This window comes from Actinoplanes sp. NPDC051411, from assembly GCF_040682075.1.
Lineage (GTDB): Bacteria > Actinomycetota > Actinomycetes > Mycobacteriales > Micromonosporaceae > Actinoplanes.
The window spans coordinates 1-12,368 of record NZ_JBFBAD010000213.1 but is presented as its reverse complement, the minus strand read 5'-3'; the positions used below and the strand labels follow the sequence as shown (position 1 = coordinate 12,368).

The following is a 12,368-nucleotide window of genomic DNA, read 5'->3' as shown; positions in this document are numbered from 1 at the left end:
AGGTCTGCGGTATGACGTTCCTGCTTGGTCGCAGAACCAGAAACTGGAGACCTCTTCAGTTATCGATCACCGCCACGCCGTGACCTTCAGACCAGGCACTACTTCTGAAACACGCCTTAGCTTGAGTTTTAACCTGCGGCCGTGAGGCATCGACCCCGGCTGATCATGGGGACAGCCCTTGATTGATCATTCCTCTTGTCTAGGGAAGAAGATCAAACCAAGGGCTGTCTGTGATCAGTGTGCATGATGTCGGTCTGGCCGGTGTGCTGGGTCGGCTGGCCGGGTTCCGGCGGGAGTTCCACCGGTGTCTGACCGCTCGTGCGGATGCGTTGTTCGAGTTGACGGACGCGTTGTTGTGCGGGGATACACCCGTGCGTTCGCTGGTGGAGTTGTCGCTGGTCGGTGAGCATCGGCGCGGTCACGGCTCGCTGTACGCGGCGCTCAATCGAGGTCGTATCGACATCGAGGCGCTGCGCATGGCACTGGCCGGGGTGGCGGTGCCGCGGGCCGCGGACGGGCGGATCGTGCTTGCCGTGGACGTGACCTGCTGGTTGCGTCCGGAGGCCCACACCAGCCCGGACCGGACGATGTGTCACTCCTATGGCCGAGGCAAGGACAGCCACTTCGGGGTCCCGGGCTGGCCCTATTCCGTGGTCACCGCTCTGCAGACCGGCCGCAGCTCGTGGACGGCGCCGCTGGATGCACGCCGGCTGATTCCGGGCGACGACGCGGCCACGGTCACCGCCGCTCAGCTGCGCGAGGTCGTGACCCGGCTGATCAACGCCGGACAGTGGCAGCCTGGTGACCCGCACATCTGGATCGTCGCGGATGCCGGCTACGACGGTCCCGCGCCGCACAGGTTAAAAACCAAGTTAGTCGAGCAGTTCGCCGCAGGTTGCGTTGACGATTGTGGCGGTCAGGGCGCTTGCCCGGTCGCTGGCCAGGAAGACGGCGATCTGCGCGATCTCCGCCAGCAGCGGCATGCGGCCCAGCAGGGTGCCCCGCGCTTTCGCCCGGTCGTAGTCGGTGCGGCTGACGCCCTCGTTGCCGGCGTGCAGGTTGAAGACCTCGTCGACGCCGGCCGCGTCGGGGGAGCCGGCCGAGCGGATGCAGGCCGCCCGCACGCCGCGCGGGCCGAGTTCCACCGCGAGGGTGCGGATGAGCGACTCGACCGCCGCGCACTGGATGCCGAAGCTGCCCGCCTGACCGATCGCGGTGCGGTCGGGGGCGGCCGTCAGCGCCAGGATCACCCCTGATCCGCGCGAGACCATCGCCCGGGCGGCGGCCCGTGCGGTGATGAAGTGTGACCGGGCCCGCTGATTGATGCCGCGCGCGAAGTCGTCGACCGGCATGTCGAGCAGCGGCACGCCCTGGACGTGGTCGATGCCGATCAGGTTGAACGAGATGTCGACCCGGCCGAAGCGGTCGAGCACCATCGCCATGTGCCGGTCGACGGCCCGTTCGTCCAGGGCGTCGACCGTCGCGGTCGTCGTTTCGTCGGGCCGGCGGCCGGTGAGCTGTACGAGCGCTCCCTCGATGGTGAACGCGCGGGCCACCGCGGCTCCGACCGCCCCGTCCGCGCCGTAGATCACCGCGACCTTCTCCTTCAGCATCATGGCGGCTATGGTTCCACTTCAGGACCGGTTGGTACAGAGTTAGGACCAGACTGTGGAGACGGCCCGGAGTTACGGCGACGGCTGCGGCATCGCGCTCGGGCTCGACCTGGTCGGCGAGCGGTGGGCGCTGCTGGTGGTGCGGGAGCTGCTGCTCGGGCCGCTGCGCTTCACCGACCTCCGGGCGGGCCTGCCGTCCGCCTCGCCCAACGTGCTTTCCCAGCGGCTTCGCGAACTCGAAAGAGCGGGCCTGGTGGTCCGGCGCCGGCTTCCGCCGCCGGCCGCTGCCTGGGTGTACGCGCTGAGCCCGAGCGGAATGGCACTCGGGCCGGTGCTGACCGCGCTCGGCACGTGGGCGCTGCGCTCGGGTGCGTCGTCGGACGGGCCGGTGTCGGCGGTGTCGGCGATGCTGGCGGTGCGCACCTACTGGCGGGACGGGCCGCCGGTCGGCGAGGTCGAGGTGCGGCTGGGGGAGCGGGTCTATGCGGTTGTGGACGGGCGGGTGACGGCCGGGCCCGGAAACGCGCCCGTGGCGGTGGTGACGACCGATCCGGCGACCCTCGTGGCGGCACTCGGTCGGGAGGACGGGGTGACGGCACCCGGGCTCCGGGCCGAGGGCGATCTCGGTGCGGTTGTCGCGCTGTTCACCCGCGTACGGTTGCCGGCGAGCGACCCGGCACCCACCTGAGGTTTAGCTCACGCGCCCGAGTTTCTGCCGGAGGGTCTGGATAGGCTCCTGGCCATGGACGCGTGGACCGGGCACGAGGTGCCGACCCTGCCGGATGGAGCCGATTTCTGGGGTGCGACCCCGCCGCGGCTGTTCGATACGGCACGGAAGTCGGCGCAGCCGAGTGAGCCCGGCGCGACCGCGACCATGTATGTCTGCGGCATCACGCCCTACGACGCCACCCACCTCGGGCACGCGGCCACGATGATCTCGTTCGACCTGATCAATCGGATCTGGCGCGACATGGGGCGCACGGTCAACTACGTGCAGAACGTCACCGACATCGACGACCCGCTGCTCGAGCGGGCCCAGCGCGACGGGGAAGACTGGGTGGTGCTCGCGATGCGCGAGACCGCCCTGTTCCGCGAGGACATGGAGGCGCTGCGCATCATCCCGCCGGCGCACTATGTGGGCGCCGTCGAGTCGATTCCGTCGATCGCCGCGCACGTGCGTTCCCTGATCGGCCTGGACGCGGCCTATCAGCTCGGCGACGGCACCGGCGACGTCTACTTTCCGATCGCCGCCGACCCCCGCTTCGGTTACGAGTCGGGTTTCAGCCGCGACGAGATGCTGGTTCTGTCGGCCGAGCGCGGCGGTGACCCCGAGCGCGAGGGCAAGCGGGACCCGCTCGACCCGCTGCTCTGGCGCGGGGCCCGCGACGGCGAGCCGGCGTGGGACGGTGGCGACCTCGGCCCCGGACGCCCCGGCTGGCACATCGAGTGCGCGACGATCGCGCTCGGCCTGCTCGGCAACACGATCGACGTGCAGGGCGGCGGCAGCGACCTGATCTACCCGCATCACGAGTGCTCGGCGGCGCACGCCGAGGTGCTCAGCGGCGAGCAGCCGTTCGCCGCGCATTACGTGCACGCCGGCATGATCGGGCTGCAGGGCGAGAAGATGTCGAAGTCCAAGGGCAACCTGGTCTTCGTGTCCCGCCTGCGCGGCGACGGGGTCGACCCGATGGCGGTGCGGCTCGGCTTGATGGCCGGGCACTACCGCGGCGACCGGGAGTGGACCGACGACGTGCTCAAGACCGGCCAGGACCGGCTGGCCAACTGGCGGGCGGCGGCCTCCGCGCCGGCCGGCCCGTCGGGGGCCGGGCTGCTGGCCGCGGTGCGCGAGAGCCTGGCCGACGACCTGGACACGCCGCGGGCGCTGGCCGTGGTCGACGCCTGGGCCGACGCCGCCCGGGCCGGTGCGGGCGACGACCCGTCGGCCCCGGCGCTGATGGCTGAGACCGTTGACGCGCTGCTCGGCGTTCGCCTCTGAATCGCGCCACCCTAGACGGATTCGCCCGGTTTCGAGGAGATTCGAGAAACTTAGAGCTTTCCGGCGGTATATCTCCGGAAACAGCCGCATTTTCCTGCCGAGACGGACAGACTTTCCGAGATCTGATTTTCGTCCGAAAGGAACAATCATGCGTCGTCCGGTTCTGTACCTCGCTGGCCTCCTCCTGGCCACCGGCGCGAGCCTCGCTCTCGCGGGACCCGCCTCGGCTGCCCCCAGCCACCACCGTCACCACAACCACCACTGCAACAACAACGACTGGCGTTTCGACAGCGACAGCAACGACTACCGCTGGTACGAGCTCCACTCGAATTCCCAGAACAACGGCTCCGAGTACAACGGCATCGTTCTCCTGAGCGGCAACAGCGGCAACGGCGACGGTGGCCTCCTCGGCGGCGGCATCCTGGGCTGACCAGATCCCCACTACCGGGCCGGCTGCATTCCCCGGCCGGCCCACGTAAACACCAGGCCCGGAGCGCGAACGCGCTTCGGGCCTTCTGTTTCTCCGGAATCAGCAGTTGACCGACGCCGACACGGTCTTCCACGAGCAGCTGTCGACGGTCGCGTTCGACGAGTTCCTCAGCGTCGCCGCGTCGCCGTCGTTGTTCCAGATGTAGTTGCCGGAACCCCAGTAGCGATTCGCGCTCGTGTTCGTGCCCTTGCCGGTGTGTACGTACACGGTCTTCTTGCCGCCGAGGCTGAAACTGCCGAACGTGTAGACGTGCGCGGACCGGTCCCGGACCGTCCAGCCCTTGAGCTGAATCGACTTGGCCGTATTGTTTCGCAGCAGCACCCATTCGGCGTTGAGGCTTGTGTTGCTGCGATTGTCGCTCCCCGGCGAGTTGACATAAACCTTGCTGAACGTCACCGACGGCGTGGCGGCCTCGGCGGGCACCGCGGTCACGGCCAGTCCGGTTGTCGCAGCGGCCGCCACCAGCGGAATCAGGAGTTTGCTGTTCATTCGGAAACGCTAACCTCCGGCTCCCGGCGTACGGCCGTTACCAACCGGTCCGTGTCGCGCCCCGATCAGCCGTCACCCGGCCACCGAATGCCGGATCTGTTCCGCCAAGCCGGGCGAAATCAACGGTTCCCACCGGGCGAAGAGCTCGCGGAAGTATTCTCCGTGCCTGCTCAGAATCGCCGGGTTGTGGTCCATCACGTCGAGTTCGTTGACAATGGTCAGCTCCACGAAGGGGACGGCGAGGCCCGGTTCGAGCATCAGTTCCCGGCCGGTGAAGCGGTCCGCGACCGTGCGGGCGGTCACCAGTTCGGGCCAGGTGCGGTCACGGTCGCAGGCGCCGTACAGGTAGACGAGCTCCTCGGCCTCCTCGCCGATCACAGCCCGGAGGAGGTCCCGCCGGGTCCACGAGATCAGCACCCGGTCAAAGCCGTCGGTGCCGTAGGCGGCATGAGTCAGCCCGGCCAGCTGGACGAAAGCCGGCGCGCCGAGCGAGCCGAGCCGCTCCCGCACGCGCAGAAGATGGGCGAAGAGCGTGCCGCCGGGATGCTCGATCGCGTCCGCTCCGTGCTCGACCAGAAATGCCCGCGCCGCATCGTCAATGGCCACAGTCGACACCCTAGTGTCGTGAGTCGCTGACGCCGGCTCGGCCCACGCCCTGGTCGCGGTGGGGGTCAAGCCGGTGGCTTTTCGCGGTCGGCCCCGGCCGCCTCAGGGGTGTCGTCCCAGGCGATTGCCACGCTGCCGGACCGGCTCGGAGCGCCATCGGTCGAGTGTCACTCCCTCATGGCCGTGCCGCATGGGCAGGGCTTCCCGCACCACAACCACCAGCCCGGCCACCGGGTCGGCCCACGACCAGCCGAACCAGGCGTTCACGCGAAGGTGACGCGGCCGCGCCCGCCGGCAGAGCGTGCGCCGACGCCGCCTCGATGACCGAGTCGAGGCCGAAGTCGAGTCGGCGGCCGCGGCCGACCCCCACGGCGAGGACGGCCTCGATCACGTTGCCGGTGATGGTCGAGGCGCCGGATCAGGATCAGGAGCACGCCGGGTCGACGACCAGGACCAAGCCGAGCAGGCTGTTGAAGGCGTCGCGCATGCGGGTGTCGGCCGGCGTGGCCGAAGCGGCGAGGACCTGTCCGTTAGTCAGTGTCGCCACGGGCCCGACGTACAGCGGACGCTGTATTCAGGGAAGGACGTACGATCGCCCGATGACGTGGGGTGCGACACCCCGGCAGAGCATCGAGGCGGTCTGCCGGGAGCGCGGAGCCGACGCGGTGATCGGCGACTGCATCCGGTTGATCGACGGTGCGGATGTCGACCCGGCGTTGATCGTCGCGCTGGCCGGGCCGGGGCAGGAGCGGTTCCTCGACAAGTCCGAGAAGGAGCGCTACTGGCTCCGCGTGTGGGGCGTGCGCGGGCTTCTCTGGGCCCTGCACGAGGCCCCAGCCGAGAAACACGTCGAGAAAGCGGTCCGGAAGGCGCTTGGTGACGGGCATTGGCGCGTACGGGAAATGGCCGCGAAGCTCGCGGCGCGGTACCGCCTCGAGTCCGCCCAGCCCGCGCTCGCCGCCCTGCTCGCCGACGAGAACGAGCGGGTGCGAAAAGCCGCCGCCCGCGCCGTGAGACTGCTCCAGGGTCGGCCGGACGGACCCTAGGCGAGCGACAGTCCCGTGTCCTGATCGAAGGGCTGAGCGGGCGCCGGCGCGGGAATCTTGTATTCCTCGGTCAGCGTCGTCATCGGGCCGGGCCAGGTCGCCTGGGCCACCTCGATCGGCTTGCGGGTCTCGTCGAAGGCCACATGCAGCAGGTGCAGCACCGGCGTGTCCGGGCGGATCTGCAGCACCTCGGCCTCGTCGCGGCTCGGCTGCCGGGCGCTGATCGTGTCGGTCGCCGTCGTGTAACGCTTGCCCAGCACCTCCTCGGCCTCCTGGTAGAGCGGGCGCCCGAAGGCTTCCAGGCGCTCCAGGCTGGTGCCGCTCGCGTCCTTGACCCGGAACCAGGACGCGCCCACCTCGACCGTCGCGTCGTCGGTGCGCACGAGGTGCCGGCGGACCAGCATCTCGGTGCCGTCGCGCACGCCGAAAGCGTCCGCCACCTCGGGCGGCGCCGGCTCCCGGCCGACCGCGACCAGCTGCTGGCGGTAGCGGGCGGCGAGGTCGGCGTGGTAGCCGCGGTAGGCGCCGTAGCGGCCGCGGGACAGGCGGTTGAGGCGGCGCCGGGTGCCGCGGACGAACGTGCCCGAGCCCGGCTTGGTGATCAGCGTGCCCTCGAGCCGCAGCTGGTCGACCGCGCGCTGCACGGTCTGCTTGGCCACGCCGAAGAACTCGCCGAGCGACGGGATCGACGGCAGCCGCTCGCCCGGCTTCCAGTCGCCGCGGCGGATGCGTTCGCGCAGCTGGGCCGCGATCTGCCGATGCGGCGACTCGGCGGCACCCGGATTAACGGTCATAGGTTCCTAGGATGCACCTCGAACGGGGAGTTCCCGGGGCGACACCCCGGGAACCGGCCTACCAGGATCCCGCGGTCGGGCCGGCCGACCCGCCCCGGCGCCGCAGGTATTTTTCGAACTCGGAGGCGATCTCGTCGCCGGTCAGCGGCTGAATGCCCTCGTCGCCGACCCGTTCCTCCAGCTCCCGCACGTATTCACCGAGCTCGGCGTCCTGCTCGGCGGCCGCGCGCACCCGCTTCTCCCACTCGTCGGCCTCCTCGGCCAGGTCGGCCATCGGCACCGGCAGGTCGAGCACGTCCTCCAGGCGGCTGAGCAGCGCCAGCGTCGCCTTGGGGCAGGGCGGGTTGTTGGCGTAGTGCGGCACGTGCACCCAGAACGACAACGCCTCCAGATCGGCCCGGCCGGCCGCCTCGTGGAGCACGCCGACGATGCCGGTCGGACCGTCATAGCGGGTGGGGACGACCTTGTATTTGTCGGCCGCGTCGCTGTCGGTCGCCGAGCCGCTGATCGGCAGGGGCCGGGTGTAGGGCACGTCGGCGAGCAGGGCGCCGAGCAGCACGATCCGGTTGACCTCGAGGCTGTGGCAGAGCTCCAGGACCTGCTCGCAGAAGGTGCGCCAGCGCATGCTCGGCTCGATGCCGCGGATCAGCACGACGTCGCGGTCGCTGCCCTCCGGGCTGGCCACGGTGAACCGGGTGGTCGGCCACTCGATCTTGCGGGTCTCGCCCTCGGCCATGACGATGGTCGGCCGGCTGACCTGGAAGTCGTAGAAGTCCTCCGGGTCGATGGTGGAGATCTGCTTGGCCTGCCACACCTGTTCGAGGTGTTCCACGGCCGCGGTCGAAGCGTCCGCCGCATCATTCCAGCCCTCGAAGGCGGCGATGGCCACGGGAGAGCGGAGCACCGGGAGGCCGTCGAACTCAGTCATGGCACACAGCCTACGCACGGCCCCCGCGAGGCACCCGGTGGCCGCGCCGGGTGCGGCGCCTCACGGCCGGCCGGGAGTCCGGCATTGCAGACGTACGCGACGTCTCCGCCCCACAACCGCGGCGGCGGCCGCTCCCGGCCCGACGCCCAGTTCGTTCCGTTCAGCCCGAAATACGGTTCCGGGAGAGGAGATCAAAGACGGAATCGATCCGCCGTTCAGCCGGAACATCGGCCGTTTTCCGCGGGTCGATCAGAAAGGCAGTGATTCCCGCCGCATCCGGCCCCGCGAAATCGGCCGCATACGAATCCCCGACGAAGATCGCCTCTCCGGCCGTGACGCCGAGAGCCGCCAGCGCCGTGGCATAGACGGCCGGGTGCGGCTTGCGCCACCCGACGTCGACCGACAGCACGACCGCGTCGAACAGGTCGGCGATCCCGGCGCCTATCAGCAGGTCGGGGACCATGGCCGAGCTGTGCGTATTCGACACGACGGCCAGCCGGTGATCTTGCCGCAGCTCGGTCAACAGCGGTTTCAGCCCGGCCGGCACCGCGACCCCGGCCGACCATTCCGCCAGATAGAGCCGCTCGAATTCCGCCACGTCGCCGCCGACCGACGCCTGCCGCAGAAACGCCGACGCCACCTCGCCCATCGAGAACTCGCGGTCGTCGATGTCGCTGCGCGCGTCGAACGAGGCGAAACACGCGTCGAGGCCGGCCAGGAAGTCGCCGTAGGACAGCGCCGAACCGTGCTCCCGAAGGAACCGGTGACAGCGCGGATAGCCCTGATCCACCCGGCTCGGTGAATACGACACGAGCGTGCCGAAGAAATCGAAAAGGATCGCGCTCATTTCACCGCGTACGTCTGTGGCGCAAGCGTCGCCGCGCAGCGCAGGTTCCGATATCGGCCCTGGTAATCGAGGCCGTATCCGACGATGTTGCCCGGGCCGACGTCGAATCCGAAATAGGTCTTCGTGCCCTGGAAGCGCGGCGTCTCCGGCTTGCGGAGCAGCGCGCAGACGGCGAGCGACGCGGGGGAGCGCTGGGCCAGGTTGGCGATCAGCCAGTTCATGGTCAGCCCGGTGTCGACGACGCCGTCGACGATGACCACGTCGCGCCCGGTGATGTCGACGTCGAGGTCCTTCAGCAGGCGCACGCTGCCGGACGCCGGGTTGTGGGTGCGGTAGGAGCGGATCGCCATCCAGGTGAGCTCGACCTGGTCGGCGTAGGCCCGGGCCAGGTCGACCGTGAACGTCGCGGCCCCGTTGAGGACCCCGACCAGCACCGGCGTGCGGCCCTGGTAGGACGCGCCGAGTTCGGCCGCCAACTCCGCGACCCGGGTCTGGATCTGTTGTTCGGTCAGCAGGATCTCGTCGAGTTCGGCTTGAACGTGGCTCGCCTCCACACCGGTGATCGTTTCACGTGCCCGCGTGGTTCGGCCACTGGGCGATATGTCGGATATAGGCGGCCGAGGCAGCGCGACTTGTCGGGCCCCGTTATCCTCCGCGCAGTCTTGTGTTCACCTTCTCGTCTCTGATCGGACTGCCATGGCCCACCGACCCGCTCTGGCCGAGATCCGCACCCGCACCTACAAGAGGCGGGACGCGTGGTGGACCGTCTGGCTCGTCGACCCCCTGGCCTCCCGCCTGGTCTGGCTGGTCGCACCCTGGCGCGCGGTCACGCCCAACCTGCTGACCACGTTCGCCTTCGTGATCGGGATCGGCTCGGCCGCCGCCTTCTGGCGCGGCTCCTACGCCGGGCTGCTGCTCGGCGCGCTGCTGTTCCACCTGAGCTTCGTGCTCGACTGCATGGACGGCAAGATCGCCCGGCTCAACGGCACCGGCTCGGTCTTCGGGGCCTGGCTCGACTACGTCTTCGACCGGCTGCGGGTGCTGGCCTGCGCGGTGGGCCTGTTCGGCGGGCAATACGAGCGCACGCACGACTTCGCCTATGTCTGGCTCGCCGGGCTCGTCATCTTCCTCGACATGTTCCGCTATCTGAACGCCCTGCAGATGGGCAAGGTCAAGGCCGACATGAAGGCCAGGCTGGCGCTGGTGTCCGGCGCTTCGCAGCCGGTCGTCTTCGCCGAGGAAGCGGAGTTCGCGGCCGAGGGTGCCGAGGGTGTCGTCGTCGACGTCTACGGCGACTTCCGCGACCGGTTCTCGCTCTTCGTGCGGATGCGCAACCTGCTGCTGCGTGGCCGCATCCGGGCCCATGTGATCAGCGGCATCGAGTTCATGATGTTCGTCTTCATCGTCGGCCCGGTGCTGAACCAGGTCATCGCGGTCACGCTCGTCGCCGCCGCGCTGATGATCGCGTTCGAGCTCCTGCTGATCTACAAGCTGTGGACCGCCACCAGGTCGTTCGCCCGTCGCGTGCGGGCGGCCGTCCCGGCCCAGCCGGCCGGGTCAGAGAATCCGGTCGAGCAGGGCGACATCGGTCAGGGTGCCGAAGCCGCACTTGGCGTATAACGCGAGCGCCCGGTCGTTGGCGACGTCGGTCTGCAGGGCCAGGCGGTGCGCGCCGGCCGCCCGGGCCTCCGCGGCGACCAGGTCGAGCAGGTCCCGGGCGACGTGGTGCCGGCGCATCTCCTCGGCGACGAACAGGTCGCGGATCAGCCAGACCGTGCGCAGGGTGAGCGCGGCCGGCACGACCACGACCGAGCAGATGCCGAAGGCGCGCGACTCGTCGCCGGCCAGATAGACCCGCTCGCGCTCGGCCACCACCTGGTCGCGCAGCCAGGCCGCCACCGCGTCGGGGGCCGGGTTGGCCCCGTAGTGCTGGCGGTAGTCGTCGAACAGGTCGACCGCGTCCGCGAACCACGGATGCGCCACCGCGGTCAGTCTGACGATCACGGGCATACGCTCCATAATGTCCCAAATTTCAAGTTATAGTGCGGCTGTGGCGCACATCGACCAGGTCCTGGGGCAGGCCGACGACACGGTCACGTTCTTCCAGCCCCGGGCCATGGTCTACGTGACGATGCTGTGGGTCGTGGCCGCCGCCTGGACCCTGTGCCTGATCCTGTTCGTCCTGGTCCGGGTCGCGCTGGGCGACCCGCCCGCGGCCGGCGACATCGTCGCCTACCTCGAACTGGCCCTGATCGTCCCGGTGATCTTCTCGGCGCTGATCCTGCTCGTGGCCTGGCGCCGCTTCGGCTGGCTGCACAGCTCGGTCCACGGCCTCGACTTCGCCGCCACCGGCCGCAAGCCGGTGCACATCCCGTGGTCCGGGGTCGGCGCCGTCGGCCTGCGGCACCGGGGCCCGTTCACCGAACTGGTCGTCACCCCGCTCGCGCCCGATTTCCCCGTGGTGGGCTCCGGGCCGGGCCGCCGGCCCCGCATGCGCCGCGACGCCTACCTGGTCGACGTCGGCCTGATGTCCCCGGGCCCGGATGTGCTGCTGGCCGAGCTTCACCGCCGCCTGCCGACCAAGGTTTGACACATCCCGTGTGGCCCTTTAGGTTTAACGCATCCGTTAATTAACGAGAGCGTTAAATGGCCATCGACCGACTCAGCCAGATCTTCGCGGCACTCGCCGACCCGACCCGCCGCGCCATCCTCGCCCGCCTCGCCGAGGGCGAAGCCACCGTCACCGAGCTGGCCGAGCCGTTCGACATCAGCCTCCCCGCGATCTCCCGCCACCTGAAGGTGCTGGAGAAGGCGGGCCTCATCTCGCGCAGCCGCTCCGCGCAGTGGCGCTCCAGCCGGCTCGAGGCCGAACCGCTGCGCGAGGCCACCGCCTGGATGGAGCACTACCGCCGCTTCTGGGACGTCAACTTCACCCGCCTCGACGCCCACCTCAAACGCCTGAAAGAGGAATCGTCATGACCGATCTCGTCATCACCCGCGTCTTCGACGCACCCCGCCCGATGGTCTACCGCGCCTTCACCGACCCCGACCAGCTGGCGGCCTGGTTCGGCCCGGTCGGCTGGTCGGTGCCCCGCGACAGCGTCTCGGTCGAGGCCAAGCCGGGCGGCCACCAGCGCTTCACGATGGTCAACGACGAGGACCCGTCGCAGAGCTCGCCGGTCGACGCCACGTTCACCGAGGTCATCGAAAACGAGCTGCTCGTCGGCGAGGAGGACGTCTCGGGCATCGACGCCTTCCCGGGCGACACGATGCGCATGCGCATCGAGTTCCACGACGAGCCCGGCGACAAGACCCGCGTCGTCATCACCCAGGGGCCATACACGCCGGAGTGGGAGTCGAACGCCCGCGAAGGCTGGGGGAGCAGCTTCACCAAGCTCGACGCCCTCCTCGCCACGGCCTGATGCTCCACTCGATTCCGGTCGCCGCGCCGCCCGCCCCGTGCGGCAGCCCTACTGCCGCGGCGGCCGGCCCGACCCCATGTCAGAGCGTCGCCCACGATGTCAGCAGCCCATACCGGAACCAACGACAGCACCACATA

At 69.6% G+C, this 12,368-nt stretch carries 17 protein-coding genes and 1 pseudogene; 9 read left to right on the top strand and 9 right to left on the bottom strand.

What is annotated here, in order from left to right:
• Positions 1-230: 230 nt before the first annotated feature.
• Positions 231-848, top strand: a pseudogene (locus AB0M88_RS51035) (transposase); the annotation flags it as partial.
• A gap of 24 nt (positions 849-872) precedes the next feature.
• On the opposite strand, the gene AB0M88_RS51030 reads toward AB0M88_RS51035, so the two are convergent.
• Positions 873-1,616, bottom strand: a complete 744-nt coding sequence (locus AB0M88_RS51030) for an SDR family oxidoreductase (RefSeq protein ID WP_364115212.1) — start codon at positions 1,614-1,616, stop codon at positions 873-875.
• Between the two features lie 52 nt (positions 1,617-1,668).
• On the opposite strand from AB0M88_RS51030, the gene AB0M88_RS51025 reads away from it, so the two are divergent.
• The 3 genes from AB0M88_RS51025 (at position 1,669) to AB0M88_RS51015 (ending at position 4,039) form a co-directional block, all read left to right on the top strand.
• On the top strand, positions 1,669-2,301 hold the full coding sequence (locus AB0M88_RS51025) for a helix-turn-helix domain-containing protein (RefSeq protein ID WP_364115210.1): 633 nt from the start codon (positions 1,669-1,671) through the stop codon (positions 2,299-2,301).
• Between the two features lie 54 nt (positions 2,302-2,355).
• A complete protein-coding gene (gene mshC, locus AB0M88_RS51020) occupies positions 2,356-3,609 on the top strand; it encodes a cysteine--1-D-myo-inosityl 2-amino-2-deoxy-alpha-D-glucopyranoside ligase (protein ID WP_364115208.1) in 1,254 nt (417 codons plus the stop codon).
• Between the two features lie 148 nt (positions 3,610-3,757).
• Positions 3,758-4,039 (top strand): hypothetical protein, encoded by a 282-nt coding sequence (locus AB0M88_RS51015; protein ID WP_364115206.1) that lies wholly within the window; start codon positions 3,758-3,760, stop codon positions 4,037-4,039.
• 99 nt (positions 4,040-4,138) lie between these two features.
• Here the strand turns inward: AB0M88_RS51015 and AB0M88_RS51010 are convergent, their stop codons facing one another.
• The 3 genes from AB0M88_RS51010 to AB0M88_RS51000 form a co-directional block, all read right to left on the bottom strand.
• The gene (locus tag AB0M88_RS51010; protein WP_364115204.1) at positions 4,139-4,588 is read right to left on the bottom strand and encodes a lamin tail domain-containing protein; all 450 of its coding nucleotides are present in this window, start codon (positions 4,586-4,588) and stop codon (positions 4,139-4,141) included.
• 72 nt (positions 4,589-4,660) lie between these two features.
• Positions 4,661-5,194 (bottom strand): DUF6817 domain-containing protein, encoded by a 534-nt coding sequence (locus AB0M88_RS51005; RefSeq protein ID WP_364115202.1) that lies wholly within the window; start codon positions 5,192-5,194, stop codon positions 4,661-4,663.
• 424 nt (positions 5,195-5,618) lie between these two features.
• Entirely contained in the window at positions 5,619-5,741 is a 123-nt protein-coding gene (locus AB0M88_RS51000) for a hypothetical protein (RefSeq protein WP_364115200.1), read from the bottom strand.
• A gap of 52 nt (positions 5,742-5,793) precedes the next feature.
• Here AB0M88_RS51000 and AB0M88_RS50995 point away from each other — a divergent pair, with 52 nt between their 5' ends.
• A complete protein-coding gene (locus tag AB0M88_RS50995) occupies positions 5,794-6,240 on the top strand; it encodes a HEAT repeat domain-containing protein (protein ID WP_364115198.1) in 447 nt (148 codons plus the stop codon).
• On the opposite strand, the gene AB0M88_RS50990 is transcribed toward AB0M88_RS50995, so the two are convergent.
• The 4 genes from AB0M88_RS50990 to hpt form a co-directional block, all read right to left on the bottom strand.
• On the bottom strand, positions 6,237-7,034 hold the full coding sequence (locus AB0M88_RS50990; protein WP_364115196.1) for a GntR family transcriptional regulator: 798 nt from the start codon (positions 7,032-7,034) through the stop codon (positions 6,237-6,239). The two genes, AB0M88_RS50995 and AB0M88_RS50990, sit on opposite strands and share 4 nt — an antisense overlap.
• Before the next feature lie 58 nt (positions 7,035-7,092).
• Positions 7,093-7,962, bottom strand: coding sequence for a PAC2 family protein (locus AB0M88_RS50985; protein WP_364115194.1), 870 nt, complete (start codon positions 7,960-7,962; stop codon positions 7,093-7,095).
• A 160-nt stretch (positions 7,963-8,122) separates the two neighbouring features.
• Positions 8,123-8,809, bottom strand: a complete 687-nt coding sequence (locus AB0M88_RS50980) for an HAD family hydrolase (protein ID WP_364115192.1) — start codon at positions 8,807-8,809, stop codon at positions 8,123-8,125.
• Positions 8,806-9,363, bottom strand: a complete 558-nt coding sequence (hpt, locus tag AB0M88_RS50975) for a hypoxanthine phosphoribosyltransferase (protein ID WP_364115190.1) — start codon at positions 9,361-9,363, stop codon at positions 8,806-8,808. The genes AB0M88_RS50980 and hpt overlap by 4 nt, the downstream gene beginning before the upstream one ends.
• Positions 9,364-9,505: 142 nt before the next feature.
• Here hpt and AB0M88_RS50970 point away from each other — a divergent pair, with 142 nt between their 5' ends.
• Positions 9,506-10,429 (top strand): CDP-alcohol phosphatidyltransferase family protein, encoded by a 924-nt coding sequence (locus AB0M88_RS50970; protein WP_364115188.1) that lies wholly within the window; start codon positions 9,506-9,508, stop codon positions 10,427-10,429.
• On the opposite strand, the gene AB0M88_RS50965 is transcribed toward AB0M88_RS50970, so the two are convergent.
• Positions 10,367-10,813, bottom strand: a complete 447-nt coding sequence (locus AB0M88_RS50965) for a GNAT family N-acetyltransferase (RefSeq protein ID WP_364115186.1) — start codon at positions 10,811-10,813, stop codon at positions 10,367-10,369. The two genes, AB0M88_RS50970 and AB0M88_RS50965, sit on opposite strands and share 63 nt — an antisense overlap.
• Before the next feature lie 46 nt (positions 10,814-10,859).
• On the opposite strand from AB0M88_RS50965, the gene AB0M88_RS50960 reads away from it, so the two are divergent.
• From AB0M88_RS50960 to AB0M88_RS50950, 3 genes are read left to right on the top strand one after another with little or no spacing between them, the layout of a single operon-like run.
• Complete coding sequence (locus AB0M88_RS50960; protein WP_364115184.1) at positions 10,860-11,399, top strand: hypothetical protein; 540 nt, start codon at positions 10,860-10,862, stop codon at positions 11,397-11,399.
• A 56-nt stretch (positions 11,400-11,455) separates the two neighbouring features.
• Positions 11,456-11,788, top strand: coding sequence for a metalloregulator ArsR/SmtB family transcription factor (locus AB0M88_RS50955; protein WP_364115182.1), 333 nt, complete (start codon positions 11,456-11,458; stop codon positions 11,786-11,788).
• On the top strand, positions 11,785-12,231 hold the full coding sequence (locus AB0M88_RS50950; RefSeq protein WP_364115180.1) for an SRPBCC domain-containing protein: 447 nt from the start codon (positions 11,785-11,787) through the stop codon (positions 12,229-12,231). Before AB0M88_RS50955 ends, AB0M88_RS50950 begins: the two co-directional genes overlap by 4 nt.
• Positions 12,232-12,368 lie beyond the last annotated feature (137 nt).

What these genes read in the sequence shown, in the direction of transcription:
- AB0M88_RS51030 (WP_364115212.1), bottom strand. Translation starts at nt 1,616, where the DNA reads ATGATGCTGAAGGAGAAGGTCGCGGTGATCTACGGCGCGGACGGGGCG.
- mshC (WP_364115208.1), top strand. Translation starts at nt 2,356, where the DNA reads ATGGACGCGTGGACCGGGCACGAGGTGCCGACCCTGCCGGATGGAGCC.
- AB0M88_RS51015 (WP_364115206.1), top strand. Translation starts at nt 3,758, where the DNA reads ATGCGTCGTCCGGTTCTGTACCTCGCTGGCCTCCTCCTGGCCACCGGC.
- AB0M88_RS51010 (WP_364115204.1), bottom strand. Translation starts at nt 4,588, where the DNA reads ATGAACAGCAAACTCCTGATTCCGCTGGTGGCGGCCGCTGCGACAACC.
- AB0M88_RS50995 (WP_364115198.1), top strand. Translation starts at nt 5,794, where the DNA reads ATGACGTGGGGTGCGACACCCCGGCAGAGCATCGAGGCGGTCTGCCGG.
- AB0M88_RS50990 (WP_364115196.1), bottom strand. Translation starts at nt 7,034, where the DNA reads ATGACCGTTAATCCGGGTGCCGCCGAGTCGCCGCATCGGCAGATCGCG.
- AB0M88_RS50985 (WP_364115194.1), bottom strand. Translation starts at nt 7,962, where the DNA reads ATGACTGAGTTCGACGGCCTCCCGGTGCTCCGCTCTCCCGTGGCCATC.
- AB0M88_RS50980 (WP_364115192.1), bottom strand. Translation starts at nt 8,809, where the DNA reads ATGAGCGCGATCCTTTTCGATTTCTTCGGCACGCTCGTGTCGTATTCA.
- AB0M88_RS50970 (WP_364115188.1), top strand. Translation starts at nt 9,506, where the DNA reads ATGGCCCACCGACCCGCTCTGGCCGAGATCCGCACCCGCACCTACAAG.
- AB0M88_RS50955 (WP_364115182.1), top strand. Translation starts at nt 11,456, where the DNA reads ATGGCCATCGACCGACTCAGCCAGATCTTCGCGGCACTCGCCGACCCG.
- AB0M88_RS50950 (WP_364115180.1), top strand. Translation starts at nt 11,785, where the DNA reads ATGACCGATCTCGTCATCACCCGCGTCTTCGACGCACCCCGCCCGATG.